14 protein-coding genes and 1 rRNA gene are annotated in these 18735 nt (G+C 48.2%); 4 read left to right on the forward strand and 11 right to left on the reverse strand.

Features of this window, described 5'->3' with window-relative positions; translation table 11 throughout:
* Nucleotides 1-17: 17 nt before the first annotated feature.
* From J4N45_RS18195 to trxA, 7 genes are all read right to left on the reverse strand, one after another.
* Nucleotides 18-1569, reverse strand: a 16S ribosomal RNA gene (locus J4N45_RS18195).
* 535 nt (nt 1570-2104) lie between these two features.
* Nucleotides 2105-2818, reverse strand: a complete 714-nt coding sequence (fre, locus tag J4N45_RS18200; protein ID WP_128649906.1) for an NAD(P)H-flavin reductase — start codon at nt 2816-2818, stop codon at nt 2105-2107.
* A 12-nt stretch (nt 2819-2830) separates the two neighbouring features.
* Nucleotides 2831-3103: a 2Fe-2S iron-sulfur cluster-binding protein gene (locus tag J4N45_RS18205; protein ID WP_252012934.1), complete on the reverse strand. Its 273-nt coding sequence runs from the start codon at nt 3101-3103 to the stop codon at nt 2831-2833.
* Nucleotides 3100-4965, reverse strand: coding sequence for a 4-hydroxy-3-polyprenylbenzoate decarboxylase (ubiD, locus tag J4N45_RS18210; protein ID WP_252012935.1), 1866 nt, complete (start codon nt 4963-4965; stop codon nt 3100-3102). Before ubiD ends, J4N45_RS18205 begins: the two co-directional genes overlap by 4 nt.
* A 98-nt stretch (nt 4966-5063) precedes the next feature.
* The gene (locus J4N45_RS18215) at nt 5064-6062 is read right to left on the reverse strand and encodes a hypothetical protein (protein WP_252012936.1); all 999 of its coding nucleotides are present in this window, start codon (nt 6060-6062) and stop codon (nt 5064-5066) included.
* A 129-nt stretch (nt 6063-6191) separates the two neighbouring features.
* Nucleotides 6192-7451, reverse strand: coding sequence for a transcription termination factor Rho (gene rho, locus J4N45_RS18220; RefSeq protein ID WP_252012937.1), 1260 nt, complete (start codon nt 7449-7451; stop codon nt 6192-6194).
* 192 nt (nt 7452-7643) lie between these two features.
* A complete protein-coding gene (gene trxA, locus J4N45_RS18225; protein ID WP_042478899.1) occupies nt 7644-7970 on the reverse strand; it encodes a thioredoxin TrxA in 327 nt (108 codons plus the stop codon).
* A 108-nt stretch (nt 7971-8078) separates the two neighbouring features.
* Between trxA and rhlB the strand changes: the two genes are divergently transcribed.
* Both rhlB and gppA read left to right on the forward strand, forming a co-directional pair.
* Complete coding sequence (gene rhlB, locus J4N45_RS18230; RefSeq protein WP_042478900.1) at nt 8079-9371, forward strand: ATP-dependent RNA helicase RhlB; 1293 nt, start codon at nt 8079-8081, stop codon at nt 9369-9371.
* Nucleotides 9372-9423: 52 nt separating this feature from the next.
* A complete protein-coding gene (gene gppA / locus J4N45_RS18235) occupies nt 9424-10920 on the forward strand; it encodes a guanosine-5'-triphosphate,3'-diphosphate diphosphatase (RefSeq protein ID WP_252012938.1) in 1497 nt (498 codons plus the stop codon).
* Nucleotides 10921-11010: 90 nt separating this feature from the next.
* Here the strand turns inward: gppA and J4N45_RS18240 are convergent, their stop codons facing one another.
* The 3 genes from J4N45_RS18240 to recQ all read right to left on the reverse strand — a co-directional run bounded on the left by J4N45_RS18240 (nt 11011) and on the right by recQ (nt 14023).
* On the reverse strand, nt 11011-11682 hold the full coding sequence (locus J4N45_RS18240) for a 7-cyano-7-deazaguanine/7-aminomethyl-7-deazaguanine transporter (RefSeq protein WP_042503155.1): 672 nt from the start codon (nt 11680-11682) through the stop codon (nt 11011-11013).
* Nucleotides 11683-11892: 210 nt separating this feature from the next.
* On the reverse strand, nt 11893-12195 hold the full coding sequence (locus tag J4N45_RS18245) for a DUF3630 family protein (protein WP_128649908.1): 303 nt from the start codon (nt 12193-12195) through the stop codon (nt 11893-11895).
* Nucleotides 12188-14023 (reverse strand): ATP-dependent DNA helicase RecQ, encoded by a 1836-nt coding sequence (gene recQ / locus J4N45_RS18250; protein ID WP_252012939.1) that lies wholly within the window; start codon nt 14021-14023, stop codon nt 12188-12190. Before recQ ends, J4N45_RS18245 begins: the two co-directional genes overlap by 8 nt.
* Before the next feature lie 205 nt (nt 14024-14228).
* Between recQ and rarD the strand changes: the two genes are divergently transcribed.
* A complete protein-coding gene (gene rarD, locus J4N45_RS18255; RefSeq protein ID WP_252012940.1) occupies nt 14229-15146 on the forward strand; it encodes an EamA family transporter RarD in 918 nt (305 codons plus the stop codon).
* Between the two features lie 17 nt (nt 15147-15163).
* Nucleotides 15164-15820: a LysE family translocator gene (locus J4N45_RS18260; protein WP_252012941.1), complete on the forward strand. Its 657-nt coding sequence runs from the start codon at nt 15164-15166 to the stop codon at nt 15818-15820.
* Nucleotides 15821-16552: 732 nt separating this feature from the next.
* Here the strand turns inward: J4N45_RS18260 and uvrD are convergent.
* Nucleotides 16553-18724, reverse strand: a complete 2172-nt coding sequence (uvrD, locus tag J4N45_RS18265; RefSeq protein WP_252012942.1) for a DNA helicase II — start codon at nt 18722-18724, stop codon at nt 16553-16555.
* Nucleotides 18725-18735 lie beyond the last annotated feature (11 nt).

Below are 18735 nucleotides of genomic sequence, written 5' to 3' on the forward strand. Positions count from 1 at the left end.
CGCAATAATCTTTCGTATAAGGAGGTGATCCAGCCCCAGGTTCCCCTAGGGCTACCTTGTTACGACTTCACCCCAGTCATGAACCACAAAGTGGTGAGCGTCCTCCCGAAGGTTAAACTACCCACTTCTTTTGCAGCCCACTCCCATGGTGTGACGGGCGGTGTGTACAAGGCCCGGGAACGTATTCACCGTGGCATTCTGATCCACGATTACTAGCGATTCCGACTTCATGGAGTCGAGTTGCAGACTCCAATCCGGACTACGACGCACTTTTTGGGATTCGCTCACTTTCGCAAGTTGGCAGCCCTCTGTATGCGCCATTGTAGCACGTGTGTAGCCCTACTCGTAAGGGCCATGATGACTTGACGTCGTCCCCACCTTCCTCCGGTTTATCACCGGCAGTCTCCCTGGAGTTCCCACCCGAAGTGCTGGCAAACAAGGATAAGGGTTGCGCTCGTTGCGGGACTTAACCCAACATTTCACAACACGAGCTGACGACAGCCATGCAGCACCTGTCTCAGAGTTCCCGAAGGCACCAAAGCATCTCTGCTAAGTTCTCTGGATGTCAAGAGTAGGTAAGGTTCTTCGCGTTGCATCGAATTAAACCACATGCTCCACCGCTTGTGCGGGCCCCCGTCAATTCATTTGAGTTTTAATCTTGCGACCGTACTCCCCAGGCGGTCTACTTAACGCGTTAGCTCCGAAAGCCACGGCTCAAGGCCACAACCTCCAAGTAGACATCGTTTACGGCGTGGACTACCAGGGTATCTAATCCTGTTTGCTCCCCACGCTTTCGCATCTGAGTGTCAGTATCTGTCCAGGGGGCCGCCTTCGCCACCGGTATTCCTTCAGATCTCTACGCATTTCACCGCTACACCTGAAATTCTACCCCCCTCTACAGTACTCTAGTTAGCCAGTTTCAAATGCAGTTCCGAGGTTGAGCCCCGGGCTTTCACATCTGACTTAACTAACCACCTGCATGCGCTTTACGCCCAGTAATTCCGATTAACGCTCGCACCCTCCGTATTACCGCGGCTGCTGGCACGGAGTTAGCCGGTGCTTCTTCTGTCGCTAACGTCAAACGATGCAGCTATTAACTACACCGCCTTCCTCACGACTGAAAGTGCTTTACAACCCGAAGGCCTTCTTCACACACGCGGCATGGCTGCATCAGGCTTGCGCCCATTGTGCAATATTCCCCACTGCTGCCTCCCGTAGGAGTCTGGACCGTGTCTCAGTTCCAGTGTGGCTGATCATCCTCTCAGACCAGCTAGGGATCGTCGCCTTGGTGAGCCATTACCTCACCAACTAGCTAATCCCACCTGGGCATATCCTGACGCGAGAGGCCCGAAGGTCCCCCTCTTTGAGCCGAAGCTATTATGCGGTATTAGCCATCGTTTCCAATGGTTATCCCCCACATCAGGGCAATTTCCCAGGCATTACTCACCCGTCCGCCGCTCGACGCCGTTAACGTTCCCCGAAGGTTCAGTTAACTCGTTTCCGCTCGACTTGCATGTGTTAGGCCTGCCGCCAGCGTTCAATCTGAGCCATGATCAAACTCTTCAATTTAAGATTTTGTCGGCTCAATGAATACTGACTTCAAAACTACTTATGTAATTTTAAAGCTATTATCGTTCCAACAGAACGATAATGAATTGACTGTGCCAAGTCTTTCGACTTGATTGGTCACTCAGTTCATTGAAAACCTAATTTGAAACCGAAGTTTCTAATTTGATTATCATCAACGAGTGCCCACACAGATTGATAGGTTTAAATTTTTAAAGAACGTTTCTTCGAGAAGCTAAACTTTCGTTTTTGAGCCTTTCGGCTTTTCTCTCGAAGTGGGCGGCCATTTTAACTAGATAACTTGTCGTGTCAACCACTTTTTCAAATTATTTTCGCTTAGACTTTTTGCCCGCCAAACCTGTTGGGCTCTTGCTTTGCTGCCCTCCCGTTTGGTGTGGTGCGCATTATAGGGAGAATGAGAAGCCGCGCAACCCCTTTTTCAATATTTTTTAGAAAAAACGTTCTTTTGATTGAAATACCATCAAAAAACAAAAAGGAGAGTATAAAAACTCTCCTTTTAGCCACAAATCACTAACAATTAGATAAATGCGTACGCATCACCATACATGTGATCTGATTTTGCCTGCTTGTTTTGCGTGAACTGTTCACGTGCAGCGCCAGCCATTTCGAAACGGCCTGCTATATAGATATCGAAGTCAGCCAGTGAATCAAAATCATCACTGACAGCTTGAAGTACGTTGCCCTGTTTACCGGTCCACTCAGCCAAAGTTTCTTCAATAACAGGAATGAACTGAATGCGCTCATGAGCATTAGCGATGTCAGTTAGCTCTTGTTTGGCATATAGCTGAGCTTCATCGCGACCACCCCAGTATAGATAGATAGGCTGCGCAATGTTTTGGCTAATACAGTGATCAAGAATAGAACGTACATAGCTAAAGCCAGTGCCACCAGCAATCAATAGAATTGGGCGTTGGCTATCTTCACGAATCCATGCTTCGCCATGAGGGGCATCAATCTGAATGTCGCCACCCACTTCAAGTGCATGTTTCATTGACTCAACTACTTCTAGCGCATAAGCATTGTGCTCAGCAGCACCAATATGGAGTTCAATCTCGCCTTCATGACGGCAAGGGCTGCTAGCAATAGAGAAAGGACGCTTGTCGGCCTCTCCCATTACTACCATTAAATACTGACCTGCTTTAAAGCTAACAGGCTGTTCTGGGTGCAGCAAAATTTGATAGGTATTCGCTGCTAAAGGCTCAATAGACTTAACTTTACAATTGATGGTCATGGTTTATCTCTTTTATTCGTCTCCAAAGGTGATCACCAAATCACTCTTTGGATAAGCAAGGCAGGAGAACATCCAACCTTGCTGCTTTTCTTTCTCGGTAAGTAATGGTTCCAAATCATAGTCCACCGCACCTGATTTGATACGGCATAAACAAGAAGCGCAGGCCCCCACCTGGCAGCGGTGAGGAAAAGCAAGATTCTGGTTGAGCGCAGCCTCTAATACTGTCTGCCCTTCTTCGACTATAAACTCAAGGTTTTGAGGCTTGAGCACTACTCGCTTTGTCATAGGATATTGAGTTCATCCCAAATGCTGTCTATCTTAGCAACCAATGCTGGGTCTTTTTTAATTGGTATGCCCCACTCACGCGTCACTTCGTCTTCAAGTTTATTGGTTGCATCTAAATAAGCTCTAGAGGTGCTATCGTTGACCAGCAATGTATCTCTGGACGGGTCCATTCTCGTAGTAATCGCCCAAATCACGTCATTCCAATCACGCACATTCACGTCTTGGTCGCAGGCAACAATAAACTTAGTCGCCAGATAAGGTGAGAGTATAGTCTCTACTCCTTTCATTACCTCAATAGCTTGACCTGCGCGTTGCTTATCTAGAGTCAGCAGTACCATACGATTTGTACCCGTTCCCGGTGCAATATACAAGTCAGTCACCTCTGGATATTGAGCTGTAACCTGTTTCGTCAATACGGTTTCATCCCAACTATTCGAGCGCTCGATATCTTGTACCGTTTGATACTTGGCCGCTTTCAGTTCCAATTCTGCATCCCACTTAATCGTGGCATCCAGTCCCATTTTGGAACCTAGACCTGTCACAGGAGACGCAAAGTCCAAAGAATCTATCGGTGTGCTTTCAATCATCAAAGTATCGCGACTCGGTACCATATGGTCATTCATGGCTTGCGTGACTTGCTGCCAATCGCGGCCATCAACGCTTTCATCACACACAATCACAAACTTGGTGTACATGAACTGACGCAAGAAAGACCATACCCCCATCATCACGCGCTTAGCGTGCCCTGGGTATTGCTTCTTCATTGTTACCACCGCCATCCGATACGAACATCCTTCTGGCGGAAGATAGAAGTCTTCGATTTCCGGGAACTGCTTTTGCAAGATAGGCACAAAGACTTCGTTCAGCGAAACCCCGAGTACTGCCGGTTCATCTGGTGGGCGGCCTGTATAAGTGCTGTGATAGATAGGGTTTTCACGCATAGTAATGTGCGTGATAGTAAAGACGTGGTGCTTTTCTTTTTCGTTGTAGTAGCCGGTGTGGTCTCCATACGGACCTTCATCGGCAAATTCTTGCGGATCGATATAACCCTCAAGGACAATTTCGGCACTCGCTGGCACTTCAAGATCGTTGCTAACTGATTTGACCACTTCGGTACGTTCGCCGCGCAGCAATCCAGCAAACGCATACTCAGACAGAGTATCTGGTACCGGCGTCACCGCTCCAAGAATGGTAGCCGGGTCAGCGCCAAATGCGACTGAGACCGGGAATGGCTTTCCTGGATTGGTTTCCATCCAGTCTCTTAGATCGAGTGCACCACCGCGATGCGCCAGCCAGCGCATGATGATCTTATTCTTAGCGATTTTCTGTTGGCGATAGATACCTAAATTTTGACGCTTCTTATTCGGCCCTTTAGTGACCGTTAGTCCCCACGTTAGTAAGGGTGCGACGTCATCAGGCCAGCAACTCATTACAGGGATTTTATCAAGATCGACCTCATCACCTTGCCAAACGACTTGCTGGCAAGCCGCTTTACGCAGCCTTTTGGCAGGCATATGCAGCACTTTCTTAAATAAAGGGATTTTATTGATCGCGTCTTTGAATCCACGAGGTGGCTCAGGTTCTTTTAGGTAGGCCAGTAGTTTGCCTACTTCTCTAAGCTCGGATACTTGCTCTCGTCCCATCCCCATCGCCACTCGCTGTGGCGTGCCGAAGAGATTAGTCAATACCGGCATGTTGTAGCCGATTGGATTTTCGAACAGCAATGCTGGTCCACCAGCTCGCAGAGTCCTATCGCTGATCTCCGTCATTTCATAATCAGGGTCGACGGGATGCGAGATGCGTTTGAGCAGCCCCTGGCTTTCCAGGTGCTGTGTGAAATCACGTAAGTCCTTGTAAATCATAGGGGATACTTCGCCTTGAAAGATGGTGCCATTATATACGTAAATCTATCATCTAGCGAAATGTCCTCTCAACTAACCAAAGAGGCTAACAAATTCAGTTAGTTCGACAACGCCTGCAAAATAAGACTCGATTTGACCTGGCTATTGGTTGAAAGCACATCTCTTACCCAACCACTATGACCATTCTGCGCTAGCTGTGTCGCCACAAAGCTTGCATCTTCGACTCTTGTCATTCGCGTCACCAAGAAGGTTTTTACCTCACTTGGGAGTGGCGTAATTTGAGCAAGCTCAGTGATCGCCTGGCGCTTGAGACTAGGGTTACGTGCGGCTGCCATAATCTGCTTCTGTGCAAACGGTGAAGAGACACTCGCCAGCCTCTCTAGCTCTGCTTGGCTATGATAGTCGGCGCGCATTTTCCACAGTAAGTCATACAGAGCTTCGTCTTCGTTAACTTGAGCCATACGTACTAAAACTCGTGTTGATGGCAACCATTCCGTGATCTTGGCTTCGGTAAGCTGTTGTGTAATATAGGCGTTTGCTTTGGGTGACAAACTGTCAAACTCTTTGACGAGCAGGTCTTCGCGAATCTTACGTTCATAGTCACTGCCCTGTGACAACCAATCACGCAAAACTAACTGTTCACTTTCAGCCTGAAGGATAAATTCCAAGGTTTTTTGGTCGCTGTTCCAACGCTTTATTAGACGTGCTGATATGGCGGGATAATTAAAGGCAGGGATCGAAAATTCATAACCATCACCGCGCTCGAGCATAGTGTATGTGGGCGGCAAGGATTTTTGGCTTTGTACGAAAATGGCCATTTTAGGGGAAAGAATACGCTCACTGTCTTCAAGATGCTTGAGCAGCAAAAATCTCGTTACCTCTTGCTGAGGCAACGCGAGTCGATTTAACGCAAATCTGAGGCTGTCGGTATCGTCTTGTTCTACCAACAATAAAAAATCGTCTACTTTCTGCAAAACCACAGGGCTTTGCATCCAGTGATCAACCTCCTGCTGCGTCATTTCCTTAGACGCATAAACTGGCTGTGAAAATGACACTGCCAATACGAGGAGTAAAGACGCTAACCATCCTTGTAGCATATTAACCTCCTGTTAACACACTCAGTATTGTGCGCGTGAAACAGGGGAAGTGCAAACAAAAACGTCACCCCAAAGGGGTGACGTTTAAAATTTGAGACTCGTTGTCCGCTTTGCGGACTCGATTAACGATTACTGGCGACGCATCGCGTCAAAGAACTCATCGTTAGTCTTAGTCATCGCAAGCTTGTCGATTAGGAATTCCATCGCATCGATTTCGCCCATTGGATGAACAATCTTACGTAGGATCCACATCTTCTGTAGCTCATCGGCTTTCGTCAGTAGTTCTTCACGACGTGTGCCTGAACGGTTGAAGTCAATCGCTGGGAATACACGTTTTTCAGCAATCTTACGGTTTAGGTGCAGTTCCATGTTACCTGTACCTTTAAACTCTTCGTAGATAACTTCATCCATCTTAGAACCAGTATCCACTAGCGCTGTTGCGATGATAGTTAGGCTGCCGCCTTCTTCTACGTTACGAGCTGCACCGAAGAAACGCTTAGGACGGTGTAGTGCGTTCGCGTCAACACCACCAGTAAGAACCTTACCTGATGAAGGTACAACGGTATTGTAAGCACGAGCTAGACGAGTAATAGAGTCTAGTAGAATAACCACGTCTTTCTTGTGTTCAACAAGACGCTTAGCCTTCTCGATAACCATCTCGGCAACTTGAACGTGACGAGACGCTGGTTCATCAAACGTCGATGCGATTACTTCACCTTTAACCAGGCGCTGCATCTCAGTGACTTCTTCCGGACGTTCGTCGATAAGAAGAACCATCAATTCACATTCAGGGTGGTTGTGGGCAATGCTCTGCGCAATGTTTTGCAGCAGCATGGTTTTACCCGCTTTAGGTGGTGCAACGATGAGACCACGTTGACCTTTACCGATTGGAGACGCGAGATCAAGAACACGTGCAGTAATGTCTTCTGTTGAACCGTTACCACGCTCCATAGTCATGCGCTCATTAGCATGCAGAGGGGTTAGGTTTTCAAACAGGATCTTGTTACGTGCGTTATCTGGCTTGTCAGCGTTAACAGTGTTTACTTTTAGAAGTGCGAAATAGCGCTCGCCATCTTTTGGTGGGCGAATCTTACCGGCAATCGAGTCACCTGTACGCAGGTTGAAACGACGGATCTGACTTGGAGAAACGTAGATATCATCTGGGCCAGCAAGGTATGAACTGTCTGCGCTACGCAGGAAACCAAAACCATCTTGAAGAATCTCTAAGACCCCGTCACCAAAGATATCTTCACCACTTTTCGCATGGGCTTTTAAGATGGCGAAGATGATGTCTTGCTTACGCAGACGAGCTAAGTTTTCCAGACCAAGAGATTCGCCAAGTTTAACGAGCTCAGAAACAGGTCTGTTCTTCAATTCTGTTAAGTTCATTGTGGTGGATGTTTGTTTAGTCAAAATAGGATCTGTTTTGTTGTTAAGAAGGATTTGGTCACAGGATCGACCAAGAAGTGAACACTTGTTTAATTAACGTGCGATAAATTATCACTAAAAAAGAGTCTAGTCTAGCTTTGAAAAAAACAAAACCGTGTATTTGTTAAGATACACGGTTTTCGTTACTTCTCATTATAAGTTCTCGTCTAAGAACTCTTTTAGCTGAGTTTTTGACAGTGCGCCAACCTTAGTTGCTGCCACTCCGCCATCTTTGAAAAGTAGTAGCGTTGGAATGCCACGAATACCAAACTTAGGTGGAGTACCTGCGTTTTGGTCGATGTTTAGCTTGCCGATAGTGAGTTTGCCTTCGTACTCATCTGCGATTTCATCGAGGATTGGGGCAATCATCTTACAAGGACCACACCACTCCGCCCAGAAGTCAACAAGAACCGGGCCTGCAGCATTAATTACGTCAGTTTCAAAACCGTCATCCGTCAGCTGCAAAATCTTTTCACTCATCTTTCACTCCGATATTTTTTGTATTGATGAGATAATCACCAACAATTAGATCTCCTATTGGAATGTATTTACCTTCGTATTGCAAGCTTAAGCTGATATTCTATACCGATGAAAAAGACGCATATCACAGAGCAAAAGTTCGCCGATTTAGATTTGCACCCGCAAATCATTGAAGGATTGGAAAAAAAAGGGTTCGAATACTGTACCCCTATCCAAGCCTTGGCGCTGCCGGTACTGCTCGCCGGCCAAGATATTGCAGGACAGGCCCAAACCGGGACGGGGAAAACGCTTGCGTTTCTCACTGCTACCTTTAACCATCTGTTAAATACGCCTGAACATGAAGGCCGCAAAGCGACACAACCGCGCGCGATCATCATGGCTCCAACGCGCGAACTTGCTATCCAGATCCACAATGATGCCAAGCCGCTCATTGAAAGCACGGGTCTGAAAACAGCACTTGCGTACGGTGGTGATAGCTACGACAAGCAGCTTGCTAAGCTGGAACAAGGCGTCGATATTCTTATCGGTACCTGTGGACGTATTATCGACTTCTATAAGCAGCGTGTCTTTAACCTCAACAACATTCAAGCTGTAGTTCTTGATGAAGCCGATCGTATGTTCGACCTTGGCTTTATTAAAGACATTCGCTTTTTGTTCCGCCGTATGCCTGAGCCTAAAGACCGTCTCAACATGCTGTTCTCAGCTACCTTGTCATACCGTGTACAAGAGCTTGCGTTTGAACACATGCATAACCCTGAGCACGTAGTGGTTGAGCCTGAGCAAAAGACCGGTCACCGCATTCAAGAAGAGCTGTTCTACCCATCAAACAATGAAAAGATGGCGCTACTGCAAACGCTGGTAGAGGAAGAATGGCCGGATCGCGCTATTATCTTCGCTAACACCAAACATAAATGTGAAAAAGTATGGGGCCACCTAGCCGCTGACGGCCATCGCGTTGGTCTTTTGACTGGTGATGTACCACAGAAGAAGCGTGAAAAAATCCTTGAGCAATTCACAAAAGGTGATGTGGACATTCTGGTTGCGACGGACGTTGCAGCACGTGGTCTACACATCCCTCAAGTGACGCACGTATTCAACTATGACCTACCTGACGACTGTGAAGATTACGTTCACCGTATTGGCCGTACAGGTCGTGCTGGTGCAAGTGGTCACTCAATCAGCTTTGCTTGTGAAGAGTACGCGATCAACCTGCCAGCGATTGAAGAGTATATCGAGCACTCCATTCCAGTGTCTGACTATGACTCAAGCGCACTGTTGACCGAGCTGCCTGCGCCACTCGTAATGAAGAGCCGCAACTCAGGTCCTCGTCGCACGAATACAGGTGGCTCACGACCATCAAACAGAAAGCCTCAAAGAAGGCCAAGATCACCAAGGTCTTAATAGACCGAGATCTGAAATAAGCAGTAATCTGAACAGGAAGTAAGCAGTTTTTATGAGTCTCGCAGTGAATTCTTCACCTTTGTATGCGGCTATCGATCTTGGCTCCAACAGTTTCCATATGTTGGTTGTGCGTCATATCGATGGCAGCATTCAGACCATGGCCAAGATTAAGCGCAAAGTGCGTTTGGCCGCAGGCCTTGATGATGAGATGGCCCTCAGTCAAGAAGCGATGCAGCGTGGTTGGGATTGCCTTAGTCTTTTCGCAGAACGACTTCAGGATATCCCAAAGGAAAACATCCGTATCGTCGGTACCGCAACGCTGCGTACCGCGACCAATGTCGATGTATTCCTAACCAAGGCCAATCAAATCTTGGGTTACCCAATCCAAGTGATCAGCGGTGAAGAAGAAGCAGCGACCATCTATAAAGGTGTGGCTCATACGTCTGGTGGTACGGGTCGTCGCCTTGTGGTCGATATTGGCGGTGCCAGTACTGAGCTTATTATTGGCGAAGGGTTCGAGCCAAAAGCGTTGACCAGCTTAAAAATGGGCTGCGTGACTTGGTTAGAGCGTTTCTTTAAAGACCGCCAACTGAACAAAGCCAACTTCGAACGCGCTATCGAAGGCGCCAAACAGACACTCGCCCCAATTCTAGAGCAGTATCAGGGATTGGGCTGGGACGTGTGTGTGGGTGCCAGTGGTACAGTTCAAGCTCTGCAAGAGATCATGCTGGCGCAAGGTATGGATGAGGTCATCACTCATGCCAAACTCAAGCGCCTGCAAAAACAAGCGATGCAAGCTGATCATCTTGAAGAGCTCGACATTGATGGCCTAACGCTAGAACGTGCTTTGGTGTTCCCAAGCGGCCTATCTATCCTGATTGCCATTTTTGAACTACTCAATATCGACTCCATGACGCTTGCGGGCGGTGCGCTGCGCGAGGGAATGGTGTATGACATGGTTGAAGAGTTGCAACAAGATGACATTCGTGCGCGCACGATTAATAGCGTGCAAACCCGTTGTCAGCTCGATGTGGAGTACGGCGATCAAGTTGCTGTTACTGCCACCAGCTTATTGGTGAGCTGTGGTAACGAAAACTGGATTGAAGAGCCACATGCTATTGCATTGCTCGAAGCTGCATCAAAACTGCATGAAATCGGCCTAACCTTAGACTTTAAAAAGGCCGGTGAACATAGTGCGTACTTACTTCAAAACTTAGATCTACCGGGTTTTACTCGTGCACAAAAACATCTGCTTGCTGAAGTAGTTCGTCGATACAAAGACCAACTGACACCACTGCCATCGCAGCATGCTTTATCGACACAAAGTGCCGAGCGCGTACTGCGACTACTGCGCTTATCGGTGATCATTACTCACCGCCGTCAGCGTGATCTGCAGCCTCAATTTGCAGTGCAGTGTGAAGGCAACAGCCTAACGCTCTCTATCGACAAGCAGTGGTTAGAAGCCCATCCTCTGTCAGCAGCAGAGCTGGAAATCGAGTCTAACCGACAGTCAGATGCCGGTTGGCCACTGACGATTCAGGCGGTCTGAGCCTGATTCAAGCGGCTCAAACTGATTACTGTAAAAAAAATCCCGAACCAAACCATTCGGGATTTTTTATATTTTGCTTCTAGAGACTCATTAGGCTTTTACGCCGGTCACCTTTAACTCTGGGTTCACTGCGGTAAGCTTCTTCACCAAGAAATTGAGCAGCACACCATACATAGGTACGAACAAGCCGAGACTGATCACCAGTTTGAAGCCGTAGTCGACCAAGGCGATCTCCGTCCAGTGCTCTGCCATAAACGGATCTGGGCTTTGGTAGAATGCGATAGCAAAAAAGGCTAGCGTATCCAGCGCGTTACCAAACAGTGTTGAACATGTCGGAGCCACCCACCACTGCTTCATTTGGCGCAGACGGTTGAAAACATGCACATCTAGTATTTGTCCCAGCAGGTAAGCCATAAAGCTTGCCGCAGCGATACGAGCAACAAACAGGTTAAATTCACCCAAGTGCCCAAAGCCTTGGAACTGCCCTTCAAAGAACAATACCGATAACCCATACGACACCGCCAACGCAGGCAGCATGACCAAGAAGATGATCTTACGGGCTAAACCAGCACCAAAGATACGTACGGTCAGATCGGTCGCAAGGAAAATGAATGGGAAAGTAAATGCGCCCCACGTGGTGTGGAAACCGAAAATAGTAAACGGTAGCTGCACCAAGTAGTTACTGGATGCGATGATCACCAAGTGAAATAGAACGAGAAATGTCAGGGCTTTGCGCTGCTGCGCAGGAGAAAACGGATTCATATTGTACCTTTTTCGTTTTGCTTGGGGTTGAGGGAACCCAAGTTGAGGCAAAGCCTCGAGTGACTAATAAAATGGTTTATTGTGCCTGCTCGTTTAACTCATTGTTTGATTAACTAAGCTCAGCGGCGGGCGATTATACATTAATCAATTTGACGCGCAATAGAGGATAATAGAGCAAACGTTTTCGATCTAACGACTGAATGCATTAGGTCAAAAGCCGCGACGAAATAGACCAGCTAAGAAATCAAACTCTTCTTTGCTCGCCGAAATATCCAAGGCCTCAAACCACATTGACTCACTGTAATGCTCGCCTTTTAGCAGCATACGACAACCTTCAAAATCCACCAGCCAAGTATGAATGTCCGCATCCCACTGCTTTTCTACCACAGTAGCTGAAAGCTGGCCGAGCATCGACACCGCTAGCGAGTCAAAACTATCAAAGTCAAAGGAAGGCGTGATGATAAGCAGTTTACCTTCCTGTTCAATATATTCACGAAGACCAAAATCAGCCATGACCCGTCAAGTGCTCCTGTATTAAGTCGAGGAATGGATCCGCATACTTCTCAAGCTTGCGCTCGCCCACCCCGTTCACGGCGAGCATTTCACCATACGAGGTCGGTAAAATTTCTGCCATATCAATCAAGGTAGCATCGCTAAACACCACATACGGCGGTAAACCATCTTCATCGGCAATCGACTTACGCAGTTTACGTAGTTTGGCAAACAGCTTCTTGTCGTAGTGTTTCGACGCCAGTTTATCGGATTTCGCGCTGCGCGCCGCGGTATCAAGTCTCGGTACGGCAAGCTCTAGCGTGGTTTCACCACGCAGCAGAGGGCGCGCTTCTTCTGTCAGTTGCAACGTCGAGTTGCGAGTGATGTTCTGACTCAGTAGCCCTTTGTGGACCAGTTGCCTAAAGATACTCACCCAATAATCGTGACTATGGTCGCGGCCAATACCGTAAGTGGTGAGCTTGTCATGCCCATGCTCGCGAATACGGATATTCGACATACCACGCAGCACCTCTACCACGTAGCTGATACCAAAGCTTTGATTGACGCGATAGACACAAGAGAGTGCTTTTTGCGCCTCTTGGGTAGCATCAAAGTGCTTAGGAGGATCCAAGCAGATATCGCAGTTACCGCAAGGCTGCTCTCGGTACTCTCCAAAGTAATTAAGCAGCACCTGACGACGACAGGTTTGCGCCTCCGCAAAGGCACTCATGGCGTTAAGCTTATGGCTCTCAACCTGCTTTTGTGGTCCCTCGGGTTTTTCATCCACCATGCGGCGCAGCCAACCCATATCGGCAGGATCGTAAAGCATCATCGCTTCTGCGGGTAACCCATCACGCCCGGCTCGGCCGGTCTCTTGGTAATAAGATTCGATGTTGCGCGGGATATCAAAGTGAGCAACGAAACGTACGTTCGGCTTATTAATACCCATACCAAAGGCCACCGTCGCCACCACGACCTGAATGTCGTCACGCTGAAACGCATCTTGAACATAGGCACGCTCATCGGTGTCCATACCGGCATGATAGCCAGCCGCTCGGATATGGTTACCACACAGTTTTTCCGTGAGCATTTCCACTTTCTTACGGCTACCACAATAGATGATTCCGCTGCCGCCCTTGTTCTCGCCAAGAAAGCGCACGATCTGCGAGACCGGCTTATGCTTCTCTACCAAGGTGTAACGGATATTAGGTCTATCAAAACTGCCCAAATATTCGTGCGGGTTTTGTAGATTGAGCCTGTGGATGATGTCTTTGCGAGTGGCATCGTCGGCGGTTGCTGTCAGCGCCACAACGGGCACGTAGGGAAATTGCTCTTTTAGTCGACCGAGTGCGGCATACTCAGGGCGAAAGTCGTGCCCCCACTGAGAAATACAGTGCGCTTCATCCACGGCAATCATCGACAGCTCAATATGCTCTAGCCTTTCGATGAAGTCGTGCATCAACACACGCTCTGGCGACACATACACCAGCTTGATCTGTCCGCTGCTCATGCGGCGATAAATATCAATTAGTGCCTCTCTCGACTGAGTCGAGTTAATGCACTCTGCAGCGACGCCGTCAGCCTTGAGCTGGTCGACTTGATCTTTCATCAGGGAAATCAGTGGCGAGATAACCAAGGTCACGCCGGGTCTCACTAAGGCAGGGATCTGATAGCACAGAGATTTACCACCACCGGTTGGCATGATCACTAGTCCATCGTTGCCCGCAATGGCACTATCGATAACCTCTTGCTGTCCCGGACGGAACTCTTGATAGCCGAAAACGGACTCTAAGACCGACTGCGAACTGGGTAGTGATTCAGATTGTTCTGCAGCGAGTACGGCTGTCATGCAATATCCTGATGAAAGTCTTTGATGGGTCGAAAACGCTACATTGTAGAGGGGTTGTCACTTGAAGGAAACTCAATTTACTCTGCGGGGTGAAGAAAAAGTAGCTTCAGATCGAGCATTAAATAGTCCAAAACACCACAACACGTTATACTCAAACGCTTTCCTCCCCCCTTTAGGTCACAGACCTGCTCTTGAGAAAATTTGCATGTCATTAGAAGAACAACAAAGAGCCAAACAAGGCGTACTGCTCGCCATCGGTGCTTACACAATGTGGGGCATCGCGCCTATCTACTTTAAGGCACTAAGTAGCGTCTCTCCCTTAGAAATTCTCAGCCACCGAGTGATCTGGTCATTTGTGTTACTGACGGTCTTGCTGCATGTTGGTCGACGCTGGCGCAGCGTTCGCGATGTACTGCGCTCAAAAAAGAAGATGGGCTACCTAATCACCACCGCACTATTAGTAGGTGTTAACTGGCTTATCTTTATCTGGGCGGTTAACGCCAATCACATGCTTGATGCTAGCCTGGGTTACTACATTAACCCGCTCATCAACGTGATACTCGGCATGCTGTTTTTAGGTGAACGACTTAGAAAACTGCAGTGGTTTGCGGTCGCACTTGCCACCATCGGTGTACTGATCCAGCTAATTGCATTTGGTTCGGTACCCGTTGTTGCCCTCGCACTAGCAATGAGCTTTGGCCTCTACGGTTTGCTGCGTAAGAAAGTCAGTTTAGATGCGCAAACCGGGCTATTCATTGAAACCTTAGTGATGTTGCCAGCTGCCGCCATTTATGTGCTATTTATCGCGGATACGGCGACGTCAAATATGATGGATAACAGCACGACATTGAACCTACTGCTTATCTCTGCAGGTATCGTTACCACGCTACCACTATTGTGCTTTACCGGTGCGGCGACACGCTTGAAACTGTCGACTCTTGGCTTTTTCCAATACATTGGCCCGAGCTTAATGTTCTTGTTGGCCGTACTAGTGTATGGCGAAGCCTTTACCTTAGATAAAGCGCTCACCTTTGCCTTCATCTGGGGTGCATTGGTGGTATTTAGCTTCGATGGACTAAAAACCAATCGCAGCAATAAGAAGACAATGGCTAAAACTCAGTAATACAGATACAGAAAACAATGAACGAAATCACTATTCTAGTCACTCTCGCCACGGTGCACTTTGTTGCCCTCATGAGCCCAGGCCCAGACTTTGCGCTCGTGGTACAAAATGCGACTCGATTTGGACGACAGACTGGCTTTTATATTGCCCTGGGATTGTCATTTGGCATCTTGCTGCACTCTATTTTCAGCCTAACGGGCGTGAGCTATGTCGTACATCAGCACCCAACACTGTTTGCCGTGGTGCAAATCGCTGGCGGCAGCTATTTGCTTTACCTAGGTATTGGCGCCTTGCGCTCCGTATGGGGTAGATGGGCACAGCGCCACCAGCCAGGTGACCTTGCCAATGACCCTAGTCTTCTGCTTTCTAGCCGAAGACAGGCGTTCTCTCGCGGCTTTACCACCAATATTCTCAACCCGAAAGCCTTGGTGTTCTTTATTAGTTTGATGTCTAGCTTGGTGCCATCAACCATGTCGATTCCGGGTAAAGTGGCGGCTCTCGTAATTCTATGGTCGCTTTCCTTGGCTTGGTTCTCGTTTTTAGCCTGGGCGCTATCGACTAAGCGCATGCAGCGTAAGCTTGGATCAGCGGCTATCTACATTGATGGGCTATGTGGTGTGCTGTTTTCAGGGATTGGTGTGACCATCTTCACTCAGGTGATTTCCGGCCTTTAGGGTATTTTGCGCCATTCGACACGCAGCGTGTGCGAGATCTCTCACAAAGCCTTAGGTGTTTATCGCTTCGTGCTACAAGCATTCACCCCTGAAACTAGCTAAATATTTGTTTTTATTAGCATAGTGATAATTTCGCTTTGCTGAGACAGTGGATTATTACCGTTTAACTGGATTGCTCCGAGGCCAGTTTCGTTTAATATTAACCATGTCGGAAGGATGCTGACACGGAACAGGAAACGCTCACGGATTTGGGCATCTTCAGGAAGAAGATACGGTTATTCAGGATGAATGATCGGCATGGAAAGCAAATTGGACATTGAATGGACGCAATAGTAACTAGGATGGTTACTACTAAGGAAAGACAATGGACACCTCTGGATGAGGCAAGGACTTAGCATCAGGATGATGTCAGGGACACCGCTCAGGGAACAAGTGAAGTGCGCTAACGAGGATTGTTAGCAGATCAGGATAAGATCATTAGGACACCGCTAGGAAGGCGACGAAAGGACTAAGCTGACGGATTACAGCACACTATCATGGATTAGATGCATGGAGCACTTTTAGTAGCCGGATTGCTGCGAGTAAGACTATAACCCCGATGGGCGCAAGCCCTCGGGGTTTTTCTTTGTCTGCGATCTAGCGATTCAAAACAAGGCTCAACCTAGAACACTAGATACAAAAAAAGGAGCCCATCGATAAGCTCCTTTTGGTTAAACGTTCATGTTGAATCGTTTACAGCTTTTCTAGCTTGGCGTACTGCGTCACCAACCACTTGATACCCTCACCATTAAAGGCAACTTGTACGCGGCTTTGTGGGCCACTTCCTTCAAAGTTGATGATGGTTCCTTCACCAAATTTAGGGTGCATGACACGCTCACCCAGATTGAAGCCCGTTTCGTTGAAGTTATTCTTCACTTCCGTTTGGCTAAAGCGTCCCGCTGTCGTTGGACGGCTGACTTGCGCCTTCATACGAACTTCTTGCAAGCATGTCTCTGGCAGCTCTCTGATAAAACGAGACGGCTTATGATATTTGTCTTGTCCGTAAAGACGACGCATCTCTGCGTAGGTGATGAATAGCTTCTCCATCGCACGCGTCATACCCACATAACAGAGGCGGCGCTCTTCCTCTAACCTGCCCGCTTCTTCCGCCGACATCTGGCTAGGGAACATGCCCTCTTCAACCCCCACCATAAATACCATTGGGAACTCAAGACCTTTGGCACTATGCAGCGTCATTAGCTGCACCGCATCATCAAACTCATCGGCTTGACCTTCACCAGCTTCTAACGCCGCGTGAGTTAAGAACGCCGTCAGCAGCGTCATATCTTCCGCTTCTTCGGGTTTCTCAAACTGACGCGTTGCGGTGACGAGTTCTTCCAAGTTTTCAATGCGCGCCTTAGACTTCTCGCCCTTCTCTTGCTCGTACATAGCAAATAACCCAGAGGTCTTGATCACATGGTCAGTTTGCTCATGAAGCGGCGATTCAAACGTGTCGTCTTCGAGTGCATTGATAAGCTCAATGAAACGCGATAGCGCGCCAGCAGCGCGCCCAGCAAGAACCTTTTCATCCAGTAGTGCAATACTCGCTTCCCATAGCGTTGCCCCACGATCGCGAGCGGCAAAACGAATAGTATCTAGAGTTTTATCCCCCAACCCACGAGTCGGTGTATTCACAATACGTTCAAATGCGGCATCATCGTTGCGATTGGCCATCAAGCGCAAATAGCCCAGGGCATCTTTGATCTCTTGGCGCTCGAAGAATCGCATACCACCATAGATACGATATGGCAGCTGCGCTTGAATCAAGGCTTCTTCTAAAACACGAGACTGGGCGTTGTTTCGATATAGCATGGCGCAATCTGTCAGACTGCCACCTTTATCATGCCACTCTTTGATTTTACCCACGGCAAAACGCGCTTCATCCAGCTCGTTATATGCCGAGTAAACAGAAATCTTTTCACCCTCGTTACCTTCCGTCCATAGCTCCTTACCCATACGTTCAGTATTGTTAGCAATCAGCTCGTTGGCAGCTTCAAGGATGGTTTTGGTTGAACGGTAGTTCTGCTCAAGGCGAATGGTTTTCGCACCTAGGTACTCATCTAAGAACTTCTGTATATTCTCGACCTTAGCACCACGCCAGCCATAAATAGACTGGTCATCATCGCCAACAATCATCACCCTACAATCAGCACCGGTCATCATTCGTAGCCAGGCGTACTGAATGTTGTTGGTGTCTTGGAACTCGTCCACCAGAATGTGTTTGAAGCGCGCTTGGTAGTGTTCGCGAACAAACTTGTTATCACGCAGCAGCTCATGGGCGCGCAGCAGGATCTCTGCAAAGTCCACTAGCCCAGCACGGTCACACGCCTCTTGGTACGCGGTGTAGATCTGCAAATAGGTCTTAGTCACAGGATCTTGGTAGCTATCGATATGTTGAGGTCGTAGCCCCTCATCTTTCTTACCATTGATCCACCAAGCGGCCTGACGTGCTGGCCATTGCTTCTCATCAAGGTTCTGCGCTTTGATGAGACGTTTTAACAGCCTCTGCTGATCGTCGGTATCAATGATCTGGAAGTCTTCTGGCAGCTTAGCATCGAGATAATGCGCACGCAGGATACGGTGACAGATGCCGTGGAAAGTACCGTTCCACATACCAGAGGCGCTGCCCATCATCAGCTCTTCAATACGCCCTCTCATCTCTGCTGCCGCTTTATTGGTAAAGGTCACAGACATAATGGAAAACGGAGAGGCGTTCTCAACCGACATAAGCCAAGCAATACGATGCACCAGAACGCGCGTTTTACCACTGCCGGCACCGGCAAGGACGAGCATGTGCTCTAGAGGGGCTGCAACAGCTTCACGCTGCTTGTCATTGAGGCCGTCGAGAAGAAGAGAAGGATCCATGATGAGTCTTA

It is taken from the genome of Vibrio sp. SCSIO 43140, assembly GCF_023716585.1.
Classification (GTDB): domain Bacteria; phylum Pseudomonadota; class Gammaproteobacteria; order Enterobacterales; family Vibrionaceae; genus Vibrio; species Vibrio maritimus_B.

Excerpts from the sequence above, each read along its gene's own strand:
- fre (WP_128649906.1), bottom strand. The coding sequence starts at position 2,818 with ATGACCATCAATTGTAAAGTTAAGTCTATTGAGCCTTTAGCAGCGAAT.
- J4N45_RS18205 (WP_252012934.1), bottom strand. The coding sequence starts at position 3,103 with ATGACAAAGCGAGTAGTGCTCAAGCCTCAAAACCTTGAGTTTATAGTC.
- ubiD (WP_252012935.1), bottom strand. The coding sequence starts at position 4,965 with ATGATTTACAAGGACTTACGTGATTTCACACAGCACCTGGAAAGCCAG.
- J4N45_RS18215 (WP_252012936.1), bottom strand. The coding sequence starts at position 6,062 with ATGCTACAAGGATGGTTAGCGTCTTTACTCCTCGTATTGGCAGTGTCA.
- rho (WP_252012937.1), bottom strand. The coding sequence starts at position 7,451 with ATGAACTTAACAGAATTGAAGAACAGACCTGTTTCTGAGCTCGTTAAA.
- trxA (WP_042478899.1), bottom strand. The coding sequence starts at position 7,970 with ATGAGTGAAAAGATTTTGCAGCTGACGGATGACGGTTTTGAAACTGAC.
- rhlB (WP_042478900.1), top strand. The coding sequence starts at position 8,079 with ATGAAAAAGACGCATATCACAGAGCAAAAGTTCGCCGATTTAGATTTG.
- gppA (WP_252012938.1), top strand. The coding sequence starts at position 9,424 with ATGAGTCTCGCAGTGAATTCTTCACCTTTGTATGCGGCTATCGATCTT.
- J4N45_RS18240 (WP_042503155.1), bottom strand. The coding sequence starts at position 11,682 with ATGAATCCGTTTTCTCCTGCGCAGCAGCGCAAAGCCCTGACATTTCTC.
- J4N45_RS18245 (WP_128649908.1), bottom strand. The coding sequence starts at position 12,195 with ATGGCTGATTTTGGTCTTCGTGAATATATTGAACAGGAAGGTAAACTG.
- recQ (WP_252012939.1), bottom strand. The coding sequence starts at position 14,023 with ATGACAGCCGTACTCGCTGCAGAACAATCTGAATCACTACCCAGTTCG.
- rarD (WP_252012940.1), top strand. The coding sequence starts at position 14,229 with ATGTCATTAGAAGAACAACAAAGAGCCAAACAAGGCGTACTGCTCGCC.
- J4N45_RS18260 (WP_252012941.1), top strand. The coding sequence starts at position 15,164 with ATGAACGAAATCACTATTCTAGTCACTCTCGCCACGGTGCACTTTGTT.
- uvrD (WP_252012942.1), bottom strand. The coding sequence starts at position 18,724 with ATGGATCCTTCTCTTCTTCTCGACGGCCTCAATGACAAGCAGCGTGAA.